The following is a 15,133-nucleotide window of genomic DNA, read 5'->3' on the forward strand; positions in this document are numbered from 1 at the left end:
ACCCCGGAGGAGTTCCGGAGACAGTCCCTTGCGGCGTAGTTTTTATTTAAGCCGTCCAAGTTTTGGGGTGCAGTTCAACGTGCGGTGGGGGTTCTTTCGTCCTGCGGAGTGTCCGCGAAGGTCAGCCCTCAGATCCTGCTACGACTATGTCCTCGGATTGTGTGGGCGGATGAAGGACGTAGTTGGCCGGGTATCCCGTTCCTTTCGCTGTTTCGCGGCTTTGCCGCGAAACCTCGCGCCACTTTGGGGATGGATGGGGGACTTGGCTGTTGCCGCCTTTTCGGAGCGCTTCTTTATTCCTTTTGCTGGATGAAAAGCCCCTTGTTTTTGCAGTGGTGCATACTTGACTTATAAGTGCATAGAATCTCGCATAGCGCGAGTAAGATATTGCGCTGTCCGTTTTGTGTTTAGCAGAGATGTAGTTTGCATAATCCGACATAATCCTCGCTTCATTTAAATAAAGTCGCACGTAAATTACGTAGATATGTCTGAGCTGGAGTTCTGTACGCTGAGCGGACAAAAACGACCGTTCACCGTTCCGCTATTTTCAAAATGAATAAAATGAGCGATAAAGAGAATATAAACCTTAATAAACTCGCGTATCGCACGGACGCAGGTTATTAATGGGTTGTAGGCCTTTTACAGAAAGGATTCCAGCAATGTCTAAGCCTCTTGGCAAGCCCGATCGTATCGTCGTCGCCCTTGGCGGCAACGCCCTCGGCAACAACCCCGTTGAGCAGATCGAGGCCGTGAGCAACACCGCTCACGCTCTTCTCGGCCTGATCGAGCAGGGCAACGAGATCATCATCACCCACGGCAACGGCCCGCAGGTCGGCATGATCCAGAACGCCTTCGCCGCCGCCCACGACGCCATCGGCACTCCCGAGATGCCGCTGCCCGAGTGCGGCGCCATGTCCCAGGGCTACATCGGCTATCACCTGCAGCAGGGCATTGGCCGCGAGATGCACAAGCGCTATAAGCGCTGGCACGCCGCAACCGTCGTCACCCAGATCGAGTGCGACCCGGACGATCCCGCGTTCAAGAACCCGACCAAGCCGATCGGCCCCTTCTACACCGAGGAGCAGGCCAAGGAGTTCATGGCCGAGGACCCCTCCAAGGTCTTCGTCGAGGATTCCGGCCGCGGCTGGCGTCGCGTCGTCGCTTCCCCCGATCCCAAGAAGATCGTCGAGGCTGACTCCATCCTCAACCTGCTCGACAACGAGTTCATCGTCATCGCCTGCGGTGGCGGCGGCATCCCCGTCGTCCGCGACTACGAGAACAAGGGCTGCTACAAGGGCGTTCCCGCCGTCATCGACAAGGACCTGGGCGGCGAGCTGCTGGCCGAGGACTGCGACGCCGACGTCCTGTTCCTGCTGACCGCCGTTGAGCATGTCGCCATCAACTTTGGCAAGCCCAACCAGGAGGAGCTCGAGGACCTCAGCGCCGACGAGGCCGAGCGCCTGGCCGACGAGGGCCAGTTCGGCAAGGGTTCCATGGAGCCCAAGGTTCGCGCTGCCATCAAGTTCGCGCGTTCCCGCAAGGGCCGCACCTGCATCATCGGCGCCCTGGACAAGGCCGCCGAGACCATGGCTGGCCTCTCCGGTACCCGCATTCACGAGTAGTCTCTACTCTGTTGCCTCTCTCGTGGGCGCCAGGCAAAGCGCCCACAAACTAGCCTCTCTTCATGAGCTCCGCAGTCCGCTCCGACTGCGGGGCTTTTGCTATTGAGGTAGCTGTTCATGAAACCCGGCACTTGGGGACGTTCCCTTTCTGCCGGCAGCTTGGGACAGTCCTTAAAGGTAGCTCCTGACAGCTGGGAATGGGCCTATTCGTCCGCCCATGAGCGGCATCCGCAAGGGCTGTCCACAGTGGCTGGTCATTTATGTCTGTCCCCAATGACCACTCATTTAAGTCTGTCCCCAATGACTAGTAGTAGGCCCACATGGCTTCGATTTCGTTGAGGACCTCTACGACGCCCCAGCGGCGGGCGCTGCGGCTGGCCGAGTTGGGGTCGTAGACGCCAATCTGGTCGGCATCGTCGATGCCGTAGAGCACGATGTAGTGGCCTACGTTGGTAAACGTACCGGGGCGCACTGCGGCGATGACGGGCGCACCCGAGCGAAGTGCTTGAGTAATCGATTCGCGATCGTTATAGAGCTGTGTTCCGTTGAGCCCCAGCTGCCACGCACCGCCTGTCATAAACGACCACTCGGTGGCACCAGTGGGGGCGTAGTTGCCGGCTTCGGCCAGCGCGCATATATCGACCGGCGTCTTATCGGTATGGCCGGTCTTAAAGATATAGACCATGGTGAGGCAGGTAGGACCGCAAGCGTTTTCGCGAATAGTGCCACCGGCATAGGGCAGCTCCGACCATGCGGGGTCAATTTGGTAGATGTGGGGCATGGTGCCGGCCTGCCATTGCGAGCGTGGGGTCGAGAACGCAAAGGAGTAACCAGGTGCGACGGGAGCTTTAAGCAGCTTGTCCTCGGCAGTGGGCTCAAGACCGGCTGATCCGTGGGAGATACAGGATCCCAAAAACACAAAGACGAGGCAGGCGGCGATGGAGCAAAGCGCAAGGCGTAGGCGGCGGGCCGGAAGCGTGTGGCTTGTGGTGTGCGACGCGGGGTGAGGGGCGGAATTGCCGCGATCGCGTTGAGGTCGCGAAAAGGAGCGCTTGACGTAGTAGTCGGTCTTATGCCGATCGTAGCGGCGTGGCTGCGATGTGTCGGTCTGGCGTTGGCGTGTGCTCGTACTCACGCGGTCTGACTGCTGCACGGTACGGCTTTGTTGCCGCGAAGAAGCCCCGAGCTGCTCTTGGGGGCGCTGCGGGTTGTCGTTGTCGGAGGTGCTTCTGGGCGTTGGCGTGGTGCGGCCGGCAAGGCGCACACTTTGTGGCCGTTGGTCGCCGTCATTGTATCCGTATGCCATTCGAATCACCTTGCCTCATGTGTAACTTGTCTATCCTACATAAAAAGATGCACGACACATGGGTATGTGCGCTAAAAGCCTGACAAATGGTATGAACGTTGCCGCGCTGCGCGCCAAGCGTCACGGCAACAGGTATTCAAAAGCAGACAAGATGAAAGCGTCCAAGACGAATGACGTCTCCCGCCGTTCGTCCCAAAAACGGTGCCGCTCGTTTTGCAGTTCTGCCTTCGGTCGAGCTGCGAGCGGCGCTGCTGCGCCAAGGCCGTATCTTAAAGCCATGGAAAAAAGCGCGCGGCAAAACGGACCGCGCAAGGGGTGACGCCAAGGGGCGTCAAAAAGGAAAGGAGGGGAACAATGGCGGACAAGAATGCAGAAGTTGCAGTCGAGGATAACGGCGGCATGAAGAAAACGCTCTCGCTCTGGAACTTCTTCACCATCGGCTTCGGTGCCATCATCGGTACCGGTTGGGTTCTGCAGGTCGGCGACTGGATGGTCGTGGGCGGCGGTCCCGTTCCCGCTATGATCGCATTCCTCTTGGGTGCAATCTTCCTCGTGCCCGTCGGAGCTGTTTTCGGTGAGCTCACGGCTGCTATCCCCATCTCGGGCGGCATCGTCGAGTATGTCGATCGTAGCTTTGGCCGTACGCTGAGCTACATCACCGGATGGCTTTTGGCCCTGGGCAACGGCATCCTGTGCCCGTGGGAGGCCATCGCCATTTCGACCCTCGTGTCCGAGATGTTCGGCAGCCTGCCCGGCCTTGAGTGGCTGCGCGCCGTCAAGCTCTACACCATCCTGGGGGCCGACGTTTACCTGTTCCCGACGCTGATCGCGCTCGGCTTTGCAGTCTACGTCATCTTCCTCAACTTCCGCGGTGCCAGCTCGGCTGCCAAGCTCCAGGCCTTCCTGACCAAGGCTCTGCTCTGCGGCATGCTGCTCGCCATGGGCGTCTCGCTGTTCACCGGCTCGCCGGACAATGCCATGCCCGTGTTCTCCCAGGTCACCGGCGCTGGCGGCGGCAAGGCCGCTACCGAGAGCTCCAGCCTGTTTGCCGGCATCGTGTCGGTCCTGGTTCTGACCCCGTTCTTCTACGCCGGCTTCGACACCATTCCTCAGCAGGCTGAGGAAGCAGCCGAGGGCCTCAACTGGAACAAGTTCGGCAAGATCATCTCCCTGGCACTGCTGGCCGCCGGCGGCTTCTACATGGTCTGTATCTACTCGTTCGGCACCATCCTCGACTGGCATGAGTTTGTTAAGAGCCCGGTTCCCGCGCTCGCCTGCCTCAAGGGCATCAACATGCTCCTGTACCTGGCCATGCTCGTCATCGCCACGCTTGGACCCATGGGCCCGATGAACTCCTTCTACGGCGCCACGAGCCGCATCATGCTCGCCATGGGCCGCAAGGGCCAGCTGCCCGAGCAGTTCGCCGAGGTCGACCCCAAGTCCGGCGCTCCCAAGCTTGCCTGCGTCGTTCTGGGCGTCATCACCGTCGTCGGACCGTTTTTGGGCAAGAACATGCTCATCCCTCTGACCAACGTGTCGGCTCTCGCCTTCATCTTCTCCTGCGGCATGGTCGCCCTCGCTTGCCTGCGTATGCGCTTCACCGAGCCCGACCTGCCTCGTCCCTACGAGGTGCCCGGCGGCAAGTTTGGCATCGGCCTCGCTATCGCTGCCTGCGCCATCATCATCGGCCTGCTCGTGATTCCGTTCTCTCCCGCCTCCCTCAACATGGTGGAGTGGAGCATCGTGATCGGCTGGCTGGCCGTCGGCCTGGCTCTCATGGCCTTCACCAATTCCCGCAAAAAGTAACGCCGAGCCGGGGCGGATCAGGTGCGCGGGGCCCTCTCTTCCGCGCACCGAACCCGGCATCACTTGGGTAGCTTTGTGAGGCCGCGACCCAACACGGCCTCACCCACATATATGGATCCATAAGGAGGAACCATGTCCACTAAGTATGCAATCGTTGGCGGCAAGCTCATCGACGGTACCGGTGCCGAGCCGGTCGAGAACTCCCTCGTTCTCGTCGACGACAACGGCAAGATCGAGTACGCCGGCGCCATGCAGGACCTTCCCGAGGGCGTTGAGGTCATCGACGCCGCCGGCAAGACCGTCCTTCCCGGCCTGATCGACACCCACCTGCACTTCTCGGGCAACTTGACCGACGATGACACAGACTGGGTCATGCAGCCGCTCCTCGAGAAGCAGGCCGTCGCCGTCAAGCAGGCCTACGACTGCCTCACCCACGGCCTCACCACCGTCTGCGAGATCGGCCGCTTTGGTATCCAGATCCGTGACTGCATCGACAAGGGCGTCTTCAAGGGCCCGCGCGTTTTGGCCACCGGCCTTGGCTTCTGCCGCGTTGCCGGCCACGGCGACTCCCACCACTGCAGCCAGGAGCTCAACAAGGAATCGCACCCCTGGGGCGATCAGGTCGACGGTCCTTGGGATCTGCGCAAGGCCGTCCGTCGCCGCCTGCGTGAGAATCCTGATGCCATCAAGATCTGGGCTACCGGTGGCGGCATCTGGCGCTGGGACTCCGGCCGCGACCAGCACTACTGCTCCGAGGAGATTCAGGCCGTGGTCGAAGAGGCAAAGATGGTCGGCATCCCCGTGTGGAGCCACTGCTACAACAACCACGCCGCTGCCTACGATTCCGTTCGCTTTGGCTGCGAGCAGCTGATTCACGGCTTCGATATCGATGAGCGCACCATGGACCTCATGGCCGAGCAGGGCACCTTCTTCACTCCGACGATCGCCTTCCTGCCCACCTGGTACGCCACCTATCCGCCCGTCTACGTTCCCGAGCTGCACGACAAGTACGAGGGCACTCTGGTCGAGAAGGAGCTGCAGCGCAACTACGACTGCCTGCGCGAGGCCAAGAAGCGCGGCGTCGTCATGACGATCGGCTCCGACTCCTTCTCCTTCGTCACCCCGTACGGCACTTGCTCCATCGAGGAGATGTACGAGTTCGTCGACAAGATCGGCTTCACTCCGGTCGAGACCATCACCTGCGCCACCCTCAACGGTGCCAAGATGTGCCACATCGAGGACGAGACCGGTTCCATCGAGGCCGGCAAGTGCGCCGACCTGCTGGTCGTCAACGGTGACGTCGCCGCCGACATCCACGTGCTCAACACCGACAACATGGACGTCATCATGAAGGACGGCTGGATTGTCGAGGGCGGCACCTTCGGCGAGGCAAACAAGTACAGCGCCTAAGCTACCGTTCATCGATGGCTTGATGTAAAACACAGTATTTGATTGCATAATGCAATGGAGAGGGTCGTTTGCGGCCCTCTTTATTGCTATGGGGTGCGTCGGTAAGAAGGAGATGACGGTGGATCTCAATAGGCTGATTCTGGGCAAGAGCTACAACTCTACCAAGGTCTTTCGTACCGCTCAGCATGTGGTTCAAGCCATCTTGCTCGGTATTGTCGTTCCGCTGCTTATCCTGCTGCTCATCTGGGATCTAACCGATAATCCCAATCCCGTTCCGGCCGTTGTCGTCATTGCCGGCTTGGTCATGCTGTGCTTCTTCTTCTCGTACGTCTTTGTCGTTCCCGACGACCTCACATCGAGCGCAACCGACCGCACGCTCGCCATCGCTTCAAAAATATTCGCCTACACGTCGCGCGGCCTTACGCCCGAAGCTGCCCTGGGCGCCTCTAAGATCATCCTGTCCGAAACTATCGCCTCTGCCATCTGCTTTACCGACGGCAAGCAGGTGTTGGCAAGCTGGGGCGAGGACTCGGCAAAATGCCCCGCGGGCACCCCGGTGGTGCTGCGGACTACGCTCAACGTGATCAACAGCGGTGAGCAAAGCGTGTTCTCGCGTGATGCCTCGACCGAGACAGGTGGCTACTTTCCGCGCCTGCGCGCCGGTATTGTCGCACCGCTTACCGTGCGCGGGCATTGCGTGGGCACGCTCGAGCTGTATTATCCCCGTCTGAGCAGCATCGATATGCGCCAGACGGCGCTTGCCTCGGGCTTTGCCGACCTCATTTCCACGCAGCTTGCGAGCTTTGAGCTCGAGCGCCAGGACGAGCTTACGGCCCGCGTGGAGCTGCGCGCCTTGCAATCGCAGGTCGATCCTCATTTTCTGTTTAACACCATCAGCACCATCGTGTCGCTCGTTCGAACCGAGCCCGACAAGGCGCGATCGCTGCTGATCGACTTCTCCAACTACTACCGTCAGACGCTTTCTGATTCCGATACCCTCACAACGCTCGAGCACGAGGTGGCACAGGGCACTCGCTATATCAATCTTATGCAGGCTCGTTATGGCGACGGCCGTCTGCGCGTCTCGGTCGATATCGACTTTGAGGTGCGCGATTGCATGGTGCCGCCGTTTATCTTGCAGCCGTTGCTCGAAAACTGCATCAAGCACGCGCAGCGCGAGACCGAGCCGCTTTCTATTCATGTTGGGGCTTTCGAGACCGATGACGGTTTGGAGATCATCGTCGAGGACGATGGCATCGGTATGAGCGAAGAGGTCTGCGCGCATCTGTTTGAGCAACATCGCCGAGAGGAGCCCGAGAGCATTACCGCCGACGGCTCCGTCAAGCGAGGTTGCGGCCTGGCGCTCTTCAACGTACTTCAGCGCATCCATTTCTTTTACGGAGAAGATTCCGGCATGCGCGTGAAGTCCCAGGAGGGCGTGGGAACGCAGGTCATCGTCGAGCTGAACGGCGAGCCGCATGAGCCGGCGCCGTTGACGGTGTAGCACGCGGTTGGATTGAGAGAAAAAGAGGGGGAGCACATATGTCCGAGGGTTGGAACATCCTGGTAGTTGATGACGAGCCTCCAATTAGGGCTGAGCTACGCTATCTGTTGGAAAAGGATACGCGTGTGGGCCAGATTGCCGAGGCGGGCAATGTCACCGAAGCCGTGGAGTCGATTCTGTCGAACAAGCCCGACGTGCTGTTTTTAGACATTACCATGCCCGGTCGCTCGGGAATTGAGCTTGCCGAGACGCTGCAGAACCTAAAGACGCCGCCGGTCGTGGTGTTTGTGACGGCATTTGCCGAGTATGCGGCTGATGCCTATAACCTCGATGCCGTCGATTATGTCGTCAAGCCGGTCGAGGACGCACGCCTGTCAAAGGCGCTCGACAAGATCGAGGCAGCCTTGGGTGTCCGTCGTGTTATCCACGCTCCGCGCCAGCCTTTGCGTCTGACGGTGGACCGCGGGGGCAAAAAGGTGTTCATTCCCGCCGCAGACGTCTGCTACTTTGAGGCGCGCGCCGATTTTTGCAACGCCATCTGCGCCGAGGGAACGTACCTGATCAATGAGTCGATCTCTTCGCTCGAACGTCGCTTGGGCTCCGAGGGCTTCATTCGTGTTCATCGCAGCTATCTGGTCAATTTGGAAGACGTGCACAATGTTGAGATTGGCTCCACGGGGTTGATGGAGCTCAGGCTCGACCGCGTGAGCTCGACGGTGCCGGTGTCCCGTCGTCGTGCCGCCGAGGTCAAGTCGCACCTGGGGCTTGCGTAAGAGGCTTGCGTGCCGTCGTTTGCCATCGCAGGTTTGGCATGGGCGCGCGGTGGGCATAATGGGTGGCATCGAATGAAATCGAAAGGATCATTATGCCCGCGCTTATCACCCATCATCTGTTTGGCGAGGAAAGCATCGACCGTCTTCCTCAGGGCGTCATCACGTCCGATGAAGAGCGCATTGCCTTTATCTTGGGCAACCAAGGCCCCGACCCGTTTTTCTTTCACATTCTGACACCGCGTGTTTCCGACTGCACGCTGCTGGCGCAGGTCATGCATCGGTCGCGCATGTCTCGCCAGTTCGCGTGCCTGCGCGACGGCGTGTCGCATCTGCTGCCGCGCGACGCCAGCTTGGGTCGCGCCTTTGCGCTGGGCCTGCTGTCTCATTACGTGCTCGACCGCAACGCCCACCCCTTTGTCTACGAGCAGCAGTTTGGCATCGTGGAGTCCGATTCAGAGCTTGAGGATTCGAGCAGTCAGGTCCATGCCGTGATCGAGAGCGACCTGGATGTACTGATGCTGCAGCTTAAACGCGATGGCGCTACGGTCGACGATTACCCGCCGGCGGGCGAGATCGTCACCACCGATCGCATCAATCGCGTGGCCGGCGTGCTGATGAGCTATGTTGCCGGACGCGTGTACGGCATTGACATTCCGGCGGGGGAGTACGGTGCTGCCGTTGCCAATATGCAGCGACTTTACCGCGCGATTGAGCCGGCCGGCTCCGCAAAGACGCGCGCGATCTCGCTGGTTGAGGGCTTGGTGCACGACTACTCGCTGCTCGATGGCCTTGCCCATCGCGTGACGACGGAGCTGCCCGAGCGCACCGGTAACCTGGGCCATCTGACATGGAAGAATCCCTTTACCGACGAGGTCTCGAACGAGAGTTTCCCCGAGGTCTTTGATCGCGCGCTGGTCGATTACGAGTGCACGGTCGCACGTTTTATCGAGACCGGTGACATGGATGCCGTGACCAGTCACGTCAACTACAGCGGTCGCGTGCTCAATGCCGATGAGGAGTTCGACCGCGAGGAATAGGGCCCGTGCGTGCCCCTTTGCCGAATCCTTACCGGCGGTTCTGGACAATTGGGGTACGATGAACTAACTGCATATCGGGCGAATACGAAGGGTCCCTGTCCATGAAATACACCAAGCTCGAGCGTAACTGGGTTATGTATGATGTGGGCAATTCGGCCCTCGTGCTGCTCAATACCTCGGTTGTGCCCATTTACTTTAACGCCATCAATACCGGCGCTTCTTCGGCCGACCTGGTGGTCGCCTGGGGCAATGCGCAGACGATTGCCTCGCTGGTCATCGCCATGCTCATGCCCATTCTGGGCGCGCTTGCCGACTACGCCGGCAACAAGATCAAGTTCTTCTTGGGCTTCTTCCTCACGGGCCTGGTGCTTTGCTTGGCGCAGGCTATCCCAATGTCCGCCATGGCATTTTTGACCGTGTACGTGCTGTGCACCATCGGCCTTAACTCTTCTATGACGTTCTACGACGCCATGCTGCCCGACATTACCACCGACGAGCGCATGGACGCCGTGTCCAGCTCGGGCTATGCCTGGGGCTACATCGGTTCCACCGTGCCGTTCGTCATCTGCCTGGCGCTCATCATGGGTGGCCCCGCTCTTGGCGTCCCTACCATGCTGGCAACGCGTCTGTCGTTTATCATCACTGGTGCCTGGTGGCTCATCTTTACCCTGCCGCTCATTCGCACCTATAAGCAAAAGTACGGTCGCGAGCGCGGTCCCGAGGACACCATCGGCCACATCGTGGGCGGTGTGTTCTCCGAGGTCGGACACACCATGCGCGAGATCGCCCACAACAAGACCGTGCTGGTCTACATGATTGCGTTCTTCTTCTATATCGACGGTGTGCACACGGTCATTTCCATGGCTACCAGCTACGGCTCGGCTTTGGGCATCGATTCGACCCAGTTGGTCCTGGCGCTGCTCGTCACGCAGTTCGTGGCCTTTCCGTCCGCCATCATCTACGGCAAGCTCGCCGGACGCGTGGGCACGCTCAACATGATCCTGGTGGCAGTCGCCGCCTACATGGGCATTGTGCTGTTCGCCGCGTTCTTCCTAAAGACCGCCTTTGAATTCTGGGTGCTTGCCATTATGGTCGGCCTGTTCCAGGGCGGCGTGCAGGCGCTTAGCCGTAGCTACTTTGGTCGCATTATCCCCAAGGAAAAGTCCAACGAGTACTACGGCTTCTTTGACATCTTCGGTCGCTATGCAAGCGTCATGGGCACTTTCCTAGTGTCGGTCGTCACCTCGCTGACCGGCAACCCGTCGCTGGGCGTCCTTTCCATTGGCGTGCTGCTGATCGTTGGCTTTATGCTGCTGGTCCGCCTGTCCCGCATGACTCGGGCGGCAGAGCATGCCGCATAGGAGCGAGCGGCTATTGTGCCTGTCCACGGTACTCTTTTGGGGTTATCCGCAATAAACATTGCGACTTGCGAGCAATGATTTGCCCAAGTGGGTATGATGGAATCAGCTAGGTCGCGGGGCGTCGCCTGTGTTTGGCGGCGTCCCGTTTTTGTGTTGCAGGGAGGGTAAGGCATGAACGCCACAGTCGTGATTCCAACGTATTGGGCGGGCGATGACGCTTGCGCAAACGCCCCTGGCACCTATGACCATTCGACGCGACTCAACGCCGACAATCCCGAACTCGACCGCTGCCTGGCCTCGCTTGAGCAGGTACGTGACATCCCGCGCATCATCCTTTTGGTGGTCTGTCCCGTTTCTGCCACAGCCGATGTGTCGCTGCGCGTGCGCGAGATTGTCGACGCGCATCCCACGCTCAAGGTCACCGTTGTCACCAACACCCAGGCCTCGCGCATTGCAGACCGGGTTGCTCAGATCGCGCCCAAGGGTTCGGGCGAGTGCGTGAGCCTGCGAGGCTACGGTGCCATCCGCAACATGGGGCTAGCCTGTGCCGCTGTGCTGGGGCATGACGCGGTTATCTTTTTGGATGACGATGAGACTGTCATCGACGCCGACTTTATGAAGCGCGCGACCTATGCGTTGGGGCAGCAGACGCGTCAGGGCTTGCCGATCTTGGTCAAGAGCGGCTATTTCTACGATCGCGACGGCTCGCCGCTGGCTCCCACGGACAAGGCGGGCATCTGCCATCGTTGGTGGACCAAGCGCATCGAGTTCAACCGTTGGATGAAAAAGGCGCTCTCGGGCACCCGCATCTCGCGCTCCAACTACGTGTGCGGCGGCCTGATGGCCCTGCACGCCCGCGCCTTTACGCGTGTGGCCTTTGACCCGTTTATCACCCGCGGCGAGGACTTGGATTACCTCTTTAACATGCGCATGTTTGGCTACGACGTGTGGTTCGATAACGAGTGGACCGTGCGCCATCTGCCTCCGGAGTCCGAAAAGCGCTCACCGCGCTTTATGCAGGATGTATACCGTTGGTACTACGAACGGGCCAAGTTGACATTCGCCGCGCATCAAAAGGAGCTCATTCCCGTTACGGCGGCATCACTCATGCCCTACCCGGGCCCGTGGATTTCGCGCGAGCTCGACGACCGCGTGCGCAAGACCGCTATGGTCCGCAGCGTGTTTACCCGCGAGCATGAGGGCTACCTGCGCATCTGGCGCCACGGTATTGACGAGGCCAAGACCTACGCGCGCCAAAACGCCGCAAGCTACCTGCGTTTCCAGAGCTTTTGGCCCAAGATCATGGACGGGCTTTGGCGTGACGCACAACTGATCAGTATCCTGGAGGGGGCCGAATGATCGACCGCCGCGCCCAGCGCGATAGTTCAATATCAATCTTTCGCATCATTGCCGTTGCCTGCGCCATTTGCGTGCTGGTGTACTTTATTTTTGCCTTGGTGACCGGTATCGAGCCGATCGCCACGGTGATTGCCTGCGCGCTGCTGTGCATCTTTCTGTGCATCTTTATCTTTTTGACGCTCAATCCCGATTCGGTGCGCTCCCAGTACACCGAGGAGACGCTCTCGGTGGCCTCGGCCATGCTCGAGGACATTAAGGGCGGTCTGACGCAGGAGTCGGCGCGTTTGGTGTGCCGGCGCATTTTGCCCGAGACGCGCGCCATGACGGTGGCCATCACCGACGAGGGCAACGTGTTGGCCTGCGCGGGCGAGTTTGAGGAAAAACTACTGCCAGATTCTCCCATCCACACGCTTGCCACACGCTACGTTATCGAACATGGCATCGTGCAGTCGTTCAACCGTATGGTGGATGTCGTGGGCTCGGATGGCTCGCACAACCAAGTCCCCGCCGGCATTATCGCCCCCATCAAGGTGGGCGATCGTACCGTCGGCACGCTCAAGTTCTACTACAAGACCCCGCGCGCCGTCGACCGTACCCAGTACGCGCTTGCCTCGGGCTTTGCCGAGATCTTGTCCACGCAGCTCGCCATCCACGAGCTCGAGGTGCAAAAGGAACTCACAGCGCGCGCCGAGGTGCGTGCGCTGCAGGCGCAGATTAACCCACACTTCCTGTTCAACACGCTGAACACCATTGCATCGTTTACGCGCACCGACCCGCTGCGGGCCCGCGAACTGCTTCGTGAGTTCTCATCGTTCTATCGTGCCACGCTCGACAACTCGGGATCGCTTATTCCGGTCTCGCGCGAGGTTGCACAGACCAAGCGCTACCTTACCTTTGAGAAGGCCCGCTTTGGCGAGGACCGCGTGCTTGCGACGTTCGATGTGTCCGAGGACGTGGAAGATACGCTGGTGCCGGCGTTCGTGATCCAGCCGATTGTCGAGAACGCCGTACGTCATGGTATGGGCGATGACGACGCCCTGAGGATCGACGTGACCGTTCACCAAGACGGCGAGGATGCAATCTTGATTGCCGTGGCCGATAATGGCGTGGGCATGGATGAGGGTACCGCCGCCAGACTGTTTGACGAGCGCTCTGCCCGTCCCGACGCCAGCTCTCCCCAGGGTGGCGGCGCCGGTGTGGCCATGCACAATATTTCGGAGCGCATCCATCGCTTTTATGGGCCGCACTCCTATACGCGTGTCGAATCGGCGCCGGGCAAGGGCACCAAAGTGCTCCTTCATCTTGATTTGTCAGAGAGCATCTTTGACATTCAAGAGTAAAATAAAGGGCTACGGGCTCAACGTCATGCGACGGATGCCCGGCGTAGTTAGTTGACGAAAGGTTTTATCCCTATGCTGCGTGCGATGATTGTGGATGATGAGGCGCCGGCTCGCTCGGAGCTTCGCTTCCTGCTCGAGCAAACGGGCAAGATCGGCACGATCACGGAGGCGTCGAGCGTCCGCTCCGCCATCGAGATGCTTATGGAAAGTCGCGTGGATGTCGTGTTTCTCGATATCTCGATGCCCGGTGCCTCGGGCCTGCAACTTGCCGAGGCGCTGCATAAGCTCAAAAATCCGCCGGCGATCGTGTTTGTGACTGCGTATAGTGACCATGCGGTCGAGGCATTCGACGTGGATGCCGTCGATTATCTGATGAAGCCGGTCGAGGAAGCTCGCTTGGATCGCGCGATCGAGAAGGTCATGCAACGCGCCAAGCCGGTTACGGACAGCAAGGTGACCATCGAGCGTATCCCGGTGGAAAAGGGCGGCCGCAAGGTGCTCATTCCCGTGGACGACATTCGCTTTATCATGGCCAAGGACGATTACTCCTGCATCTATACCGTCGATGATCGCTTTTTGTCGACGACCTCGCTGGCGCAGTTTGAGGCCAAGCTCTGCGACTTTGGCTTCTTCCGTGTTCACCGCCGCTATATCGTCAACTTAGCGTGCGTTACGGACGTCGAGACGGTGCCCTCGGGCGCCATCCAGCTGGGCATTACGGGCGTCGACGAACGCGTGCCGGTTTCGCGCCGCCGCGTCGTGCCGCTCAAGAAGGCTCTGAGTCTCTAGCACACTGGCCCCGCAGCCCTGTAGACCCATCGTCTGCGGAGCCGTGGGGCTTTTTTGTATGTATCTGCCGAATCGTTTTTTGCGGAAGGGATCCCATGAACAGTGCAAGCGCCAAGCGTATCGACATCATCTCGGACACCCACGGCTATTTATCGCCTGCGCTCCTGGATGAGCTTGAGGGCGCAGACCTGATTATCCACGCCGGCGACCTCACGTCAGAGATGGACTACGAGCACCTATGCACCATCGCCCCCGTGCGGGCCGTACTGGGCAACAACGATTACTACCGCGACTACGGTCCCGATGTAGACCGTCTTGCGCTCTTTACCTACGAAGGCCTCAAATTCGCCGTAGCCCACTACCGCGAAGACCTTCCGGTGGGATCCGTAGACGTAGCCATCAATGGTCACACCCACGTAACCAAAGAAGCCCAAGTGGGCCGTTGTTTAGTCCTCAACCCGGGCAGCGCTAGCTACCCCAGAGGCACCCGAGGCCCCACCATGGCCAGAATGCTAGTAAAAGACGGCAAGATCATAAGCACCAAATTTATTGATCTAGAGTAACCACAACAAAAACGGGGGATGCAAATGCGTCCCCCGTTTCCATTTGAGCCAAAGGCAGAGCTTCAACAAAAACAATCAGACCAACCCCGCCGAGGAGCACGCGGGCTAGCCGCGCAGCGGCGCACGCCCGCAAAACTGGTTGAATAATGTGACGGCAGGGAGGGCTTCCGGGGCTGAGGGCGGGGGTTAAGTTTGTCGCGAGTTCCGCACGCAAAGGAAAGCACTTAATGTGCTTTCCGTCTTGCGCAGGACTGTAGAGCAGC

12 protein-coding genes are annotated in these 15,133 nt (G+C 59.7%); 11 read left to right on the plus strand and 1 reads right to left on the minus strand.

All coding sequences use genetic code 11. The features are described from left to right. The first annotated feature begins 659 nt into the window (after window positions 1–659). A complete protein-coding gene (arcC, locus tag I4W09_RS09665) occupies window positions 660–1,622 on the plus strand; it encodes a carbamate kinase (protein WP_196033957.1) in 963 nt (320 codons plus the stop codon). Between the two features lie 304 nt (window positions 1,623–1,926). Here the strand turns inward: arcC and I4W09_RS10480 are convergent, their stop codons facing one another. After that, window positions 1,927–2,928, minus strand: a complete 1,002-nt coding sequence (locus tag I4W09_RS10480) for a C39 family peptidase (protein WP_230318767.1) — start codon at window positions 2,926–2,928, stop codon at window positions 1,927–1,929. A gap of 354 nt (window positions 2,929–3,282) precedes the next feature. Here I4W09_RS10480 and I4W09_RS09675 point away from each other — a divergent pair, with 354 nt between their 5' ends. The 10 genes from I4W09_RS09675 to I4W09_RS09720 all read left to right on the plus strand — a co-directional run bounded on the left by I4W09_RS09675 (window position 3,283) and on the right by I4W09_RS09720 (window position 14,870). Then, entirely contained in the window at window positions 3,283–4,734 is a 1,452-nt protein-coding gene (locus I4W09_RS09675; RefSeq protein ID WP_196033960.1) for an APC family permease, read from the plus strand. Window positions 4,735–4,866: 132 nt separating this feature from the next. Continuing rightward, window positions 4,867–6,144, plus strand: coding sequence for a metal-dependent hydrolase family protein (locus I4W09_RS09680; RefSeq protein ID WP_055285286.1), 1,278 nt, complete (start codon window positions 4,867–4,869; stop codon window positions 6,142–6,144). A 112-nt stretch (window positions 6,145–6,256) separates the two neighbouring features. Beyond that, on the plus strand, window positions 6,257–7,648 hold the full coding sequence (locus I4W09_RS09685) for a sensor histidine kinase (protein WP_230318768.1): 1,392 nt from the start codon (window positions 6,257–6,259) through the stop codon (window positions 7,646–7,648). A 38-nt stretch (window positions 7,649–7,686) separates the two neighbouring features. After that, on the plus strand, window positions 7,687–8,421 hold the full coding sequence (locus I4W09_RS09690; RefSeq protein ID WP_055310080.1) for a LytR/AlgR family response regulator transcription factor: 735 nt from the start codon (window positions 7,687–7,689) through the stop codon (window positions 8,419–8,421). Between the two features lie 92 nt (window positions 8,422–8,513). After that, window positions 8,514–9,458: a zinc dependent phospholipase C family protein gene (locus I4W09_RS09695; RefSeq protein ID WP_006235160.1), complete on the plus strand. Its 945-nt coding sequence runs from the start codon at window positions 8,514–8,516 to the stop codon at window positions 9,456–9,458. Window positions 9,459–9,559: 101 nt separating this feature from the next. Continuing rightward, window positions 9,560–10,819: an MFS transporter gene (locus tag I4W09_RS09700; protein WP_006235159.1), complete on the plus strand. Its 1,260-nt coding sequence runs from the start codon at window positions 9,560–9,562 to the stop codon at window positions 10,817–10,819. 171 nt (window positions 10,820–10,990) lie between these two features. After that, window positions 10,991–12,178, plus strand: coding sequence for a glycosyltransferase (locus tag I4W09_RS09705; RefSeq protein ID WP_196026387.1), 1,188 nt, complete (start codon window positions 10,991–10,993; stop codon window positions 12,176–12,178). Then, window positions 12,175–13,518: a histidine kinase gene (locus I4W09_RS09710; RefSeq protein WP_055310084.1), complete on the plus strand. Its 1,344-nt coding sequence runs from the start codon at window positions 12,175–12,177 to the stop codon at window positions 13,516–13,518. Before I4W09_RS09705 ends, I4W09_RS09710 begins: the two co-directional genes overlap by 4 nt. Window positions 13,519–13,590: 72 nt before the next feature. After that, window positions 13,591–14,307, plus strand: coding sequence for a LytR/AlgR family response regulator transcription factor (locus tag I4W09_RS09715; RefSeq protein ID WP_006235156.1), 717 nt, complete (start codon window positions 13,591–13,593; stop codon window positions 14,305–14,307). A gap of 95 nt (window positions 14,308–14,402) precedes the next feature. Then, window positions 14,403–14,870, plus strand: a complete 468-nt coding sequence (locus tag I4W09_RS09720; protein WP_022094114.1) for a YfcE family phosphodiesterase — start codon at window positions 14,403–14,405, stop codon at window positions 14,868–14,870. Window positions 14,871–15,133: the final 263 nt, after the last annotated feature.

This window comes from Collinsella aerofaciens, assembly GCF_015670795.1.
In the GTDB taxonomy this organism is placed as follows: Bacteria; Actinomycetota; Coriobacteriia; order Coriobacteriales; family Coriobacteriaceae; genus Collinsella; species Collinsella aerofaciens_Q.

Bases quoted from the DNA above. Each gene is read 5' to 3' on its own strand.
- arcC (WP_196033957.1), top strand. From the start codon at position 660: ATGTCTAAGCCTCTTGGCAAGCCCGATCGTATCGTCGTCGCCCTTGGC.
- I4W09_RS10480 (WP_230318767.1), bottom strand. From the start codon at position 2,928: ATGGCATACGGATACAATGACGGCGACCAACGGCCACAAAGTGTGCGC.
- I4W09_RS09675 (WP_196033960.1), top strand. From the start codon at position 3,283: ATGGCGGACAAGAATGCAGAAGTTGCAGTCGAGGATAACGGCGGCATG.
- I4W09_RS09680 (WP_055285286.1), top strand. From the start codon at position 4,867: ATGTCCACTAAGTATGCAATCGTTGGCGGCAAGCTCATCGACGGTACC.
- I4W09_RS09685 (WP_230318768.1), top strand. From the start codon at position 6,257: ATGACGGTGGATCTCAATAGGCTGATTCTGGGCAAGAGCTACAACTCT.
- I4W09_RS09690 (WP_055310080.1), top strand. From the start codon at position 7,687: ATGTCCGAGGGTTGGAACATCCTGGTAGTTGATGACGAGCCTCCAATT.
- I4W09_RS09695 (WP_006235160.1), top strand. From the start codon at position 8,514: ATGCCCGCGCTTATCACCCATCATCTGTTTGGCGAGGAAAGCATCGAC.
- I4W09_RS09700 (WP_006235159.1), top strand. From the start codon at position 9,560: ATGAAATACACCAAGCTCGAGCGTAACTGGGTTATGTATGATGTGGGC.
- I4W09_RS09705 (WP_196026387.1), top strand. From the start codon at position 10,991: ATGAACGCCACAGTCGTGATTCCAACGTATTGGGCGGGCGATGACGCT.
- I4W09_RS09710 (WP_055310084.1), top strand. From the start codon at position 12,175: ATGATCGACCGCCGCGCCCAGCGCGATAGTTCAATATCAATCTTTCGC.
- I4W09_RS09715 (WP_006235156.1), top strand. From the start codon at position 13,591: ATGCTGCGTGCGATGATTGTGGATGATGAGGCGCCGGCTCGCTCGGAG.
- I4W09_RS09720 (WP_022094114.1), top strand. From the start codon at position 14,403: ATGAACAGTGCAAGCGCCAAGCGTATCGACATCATCTCGGACACCCAC.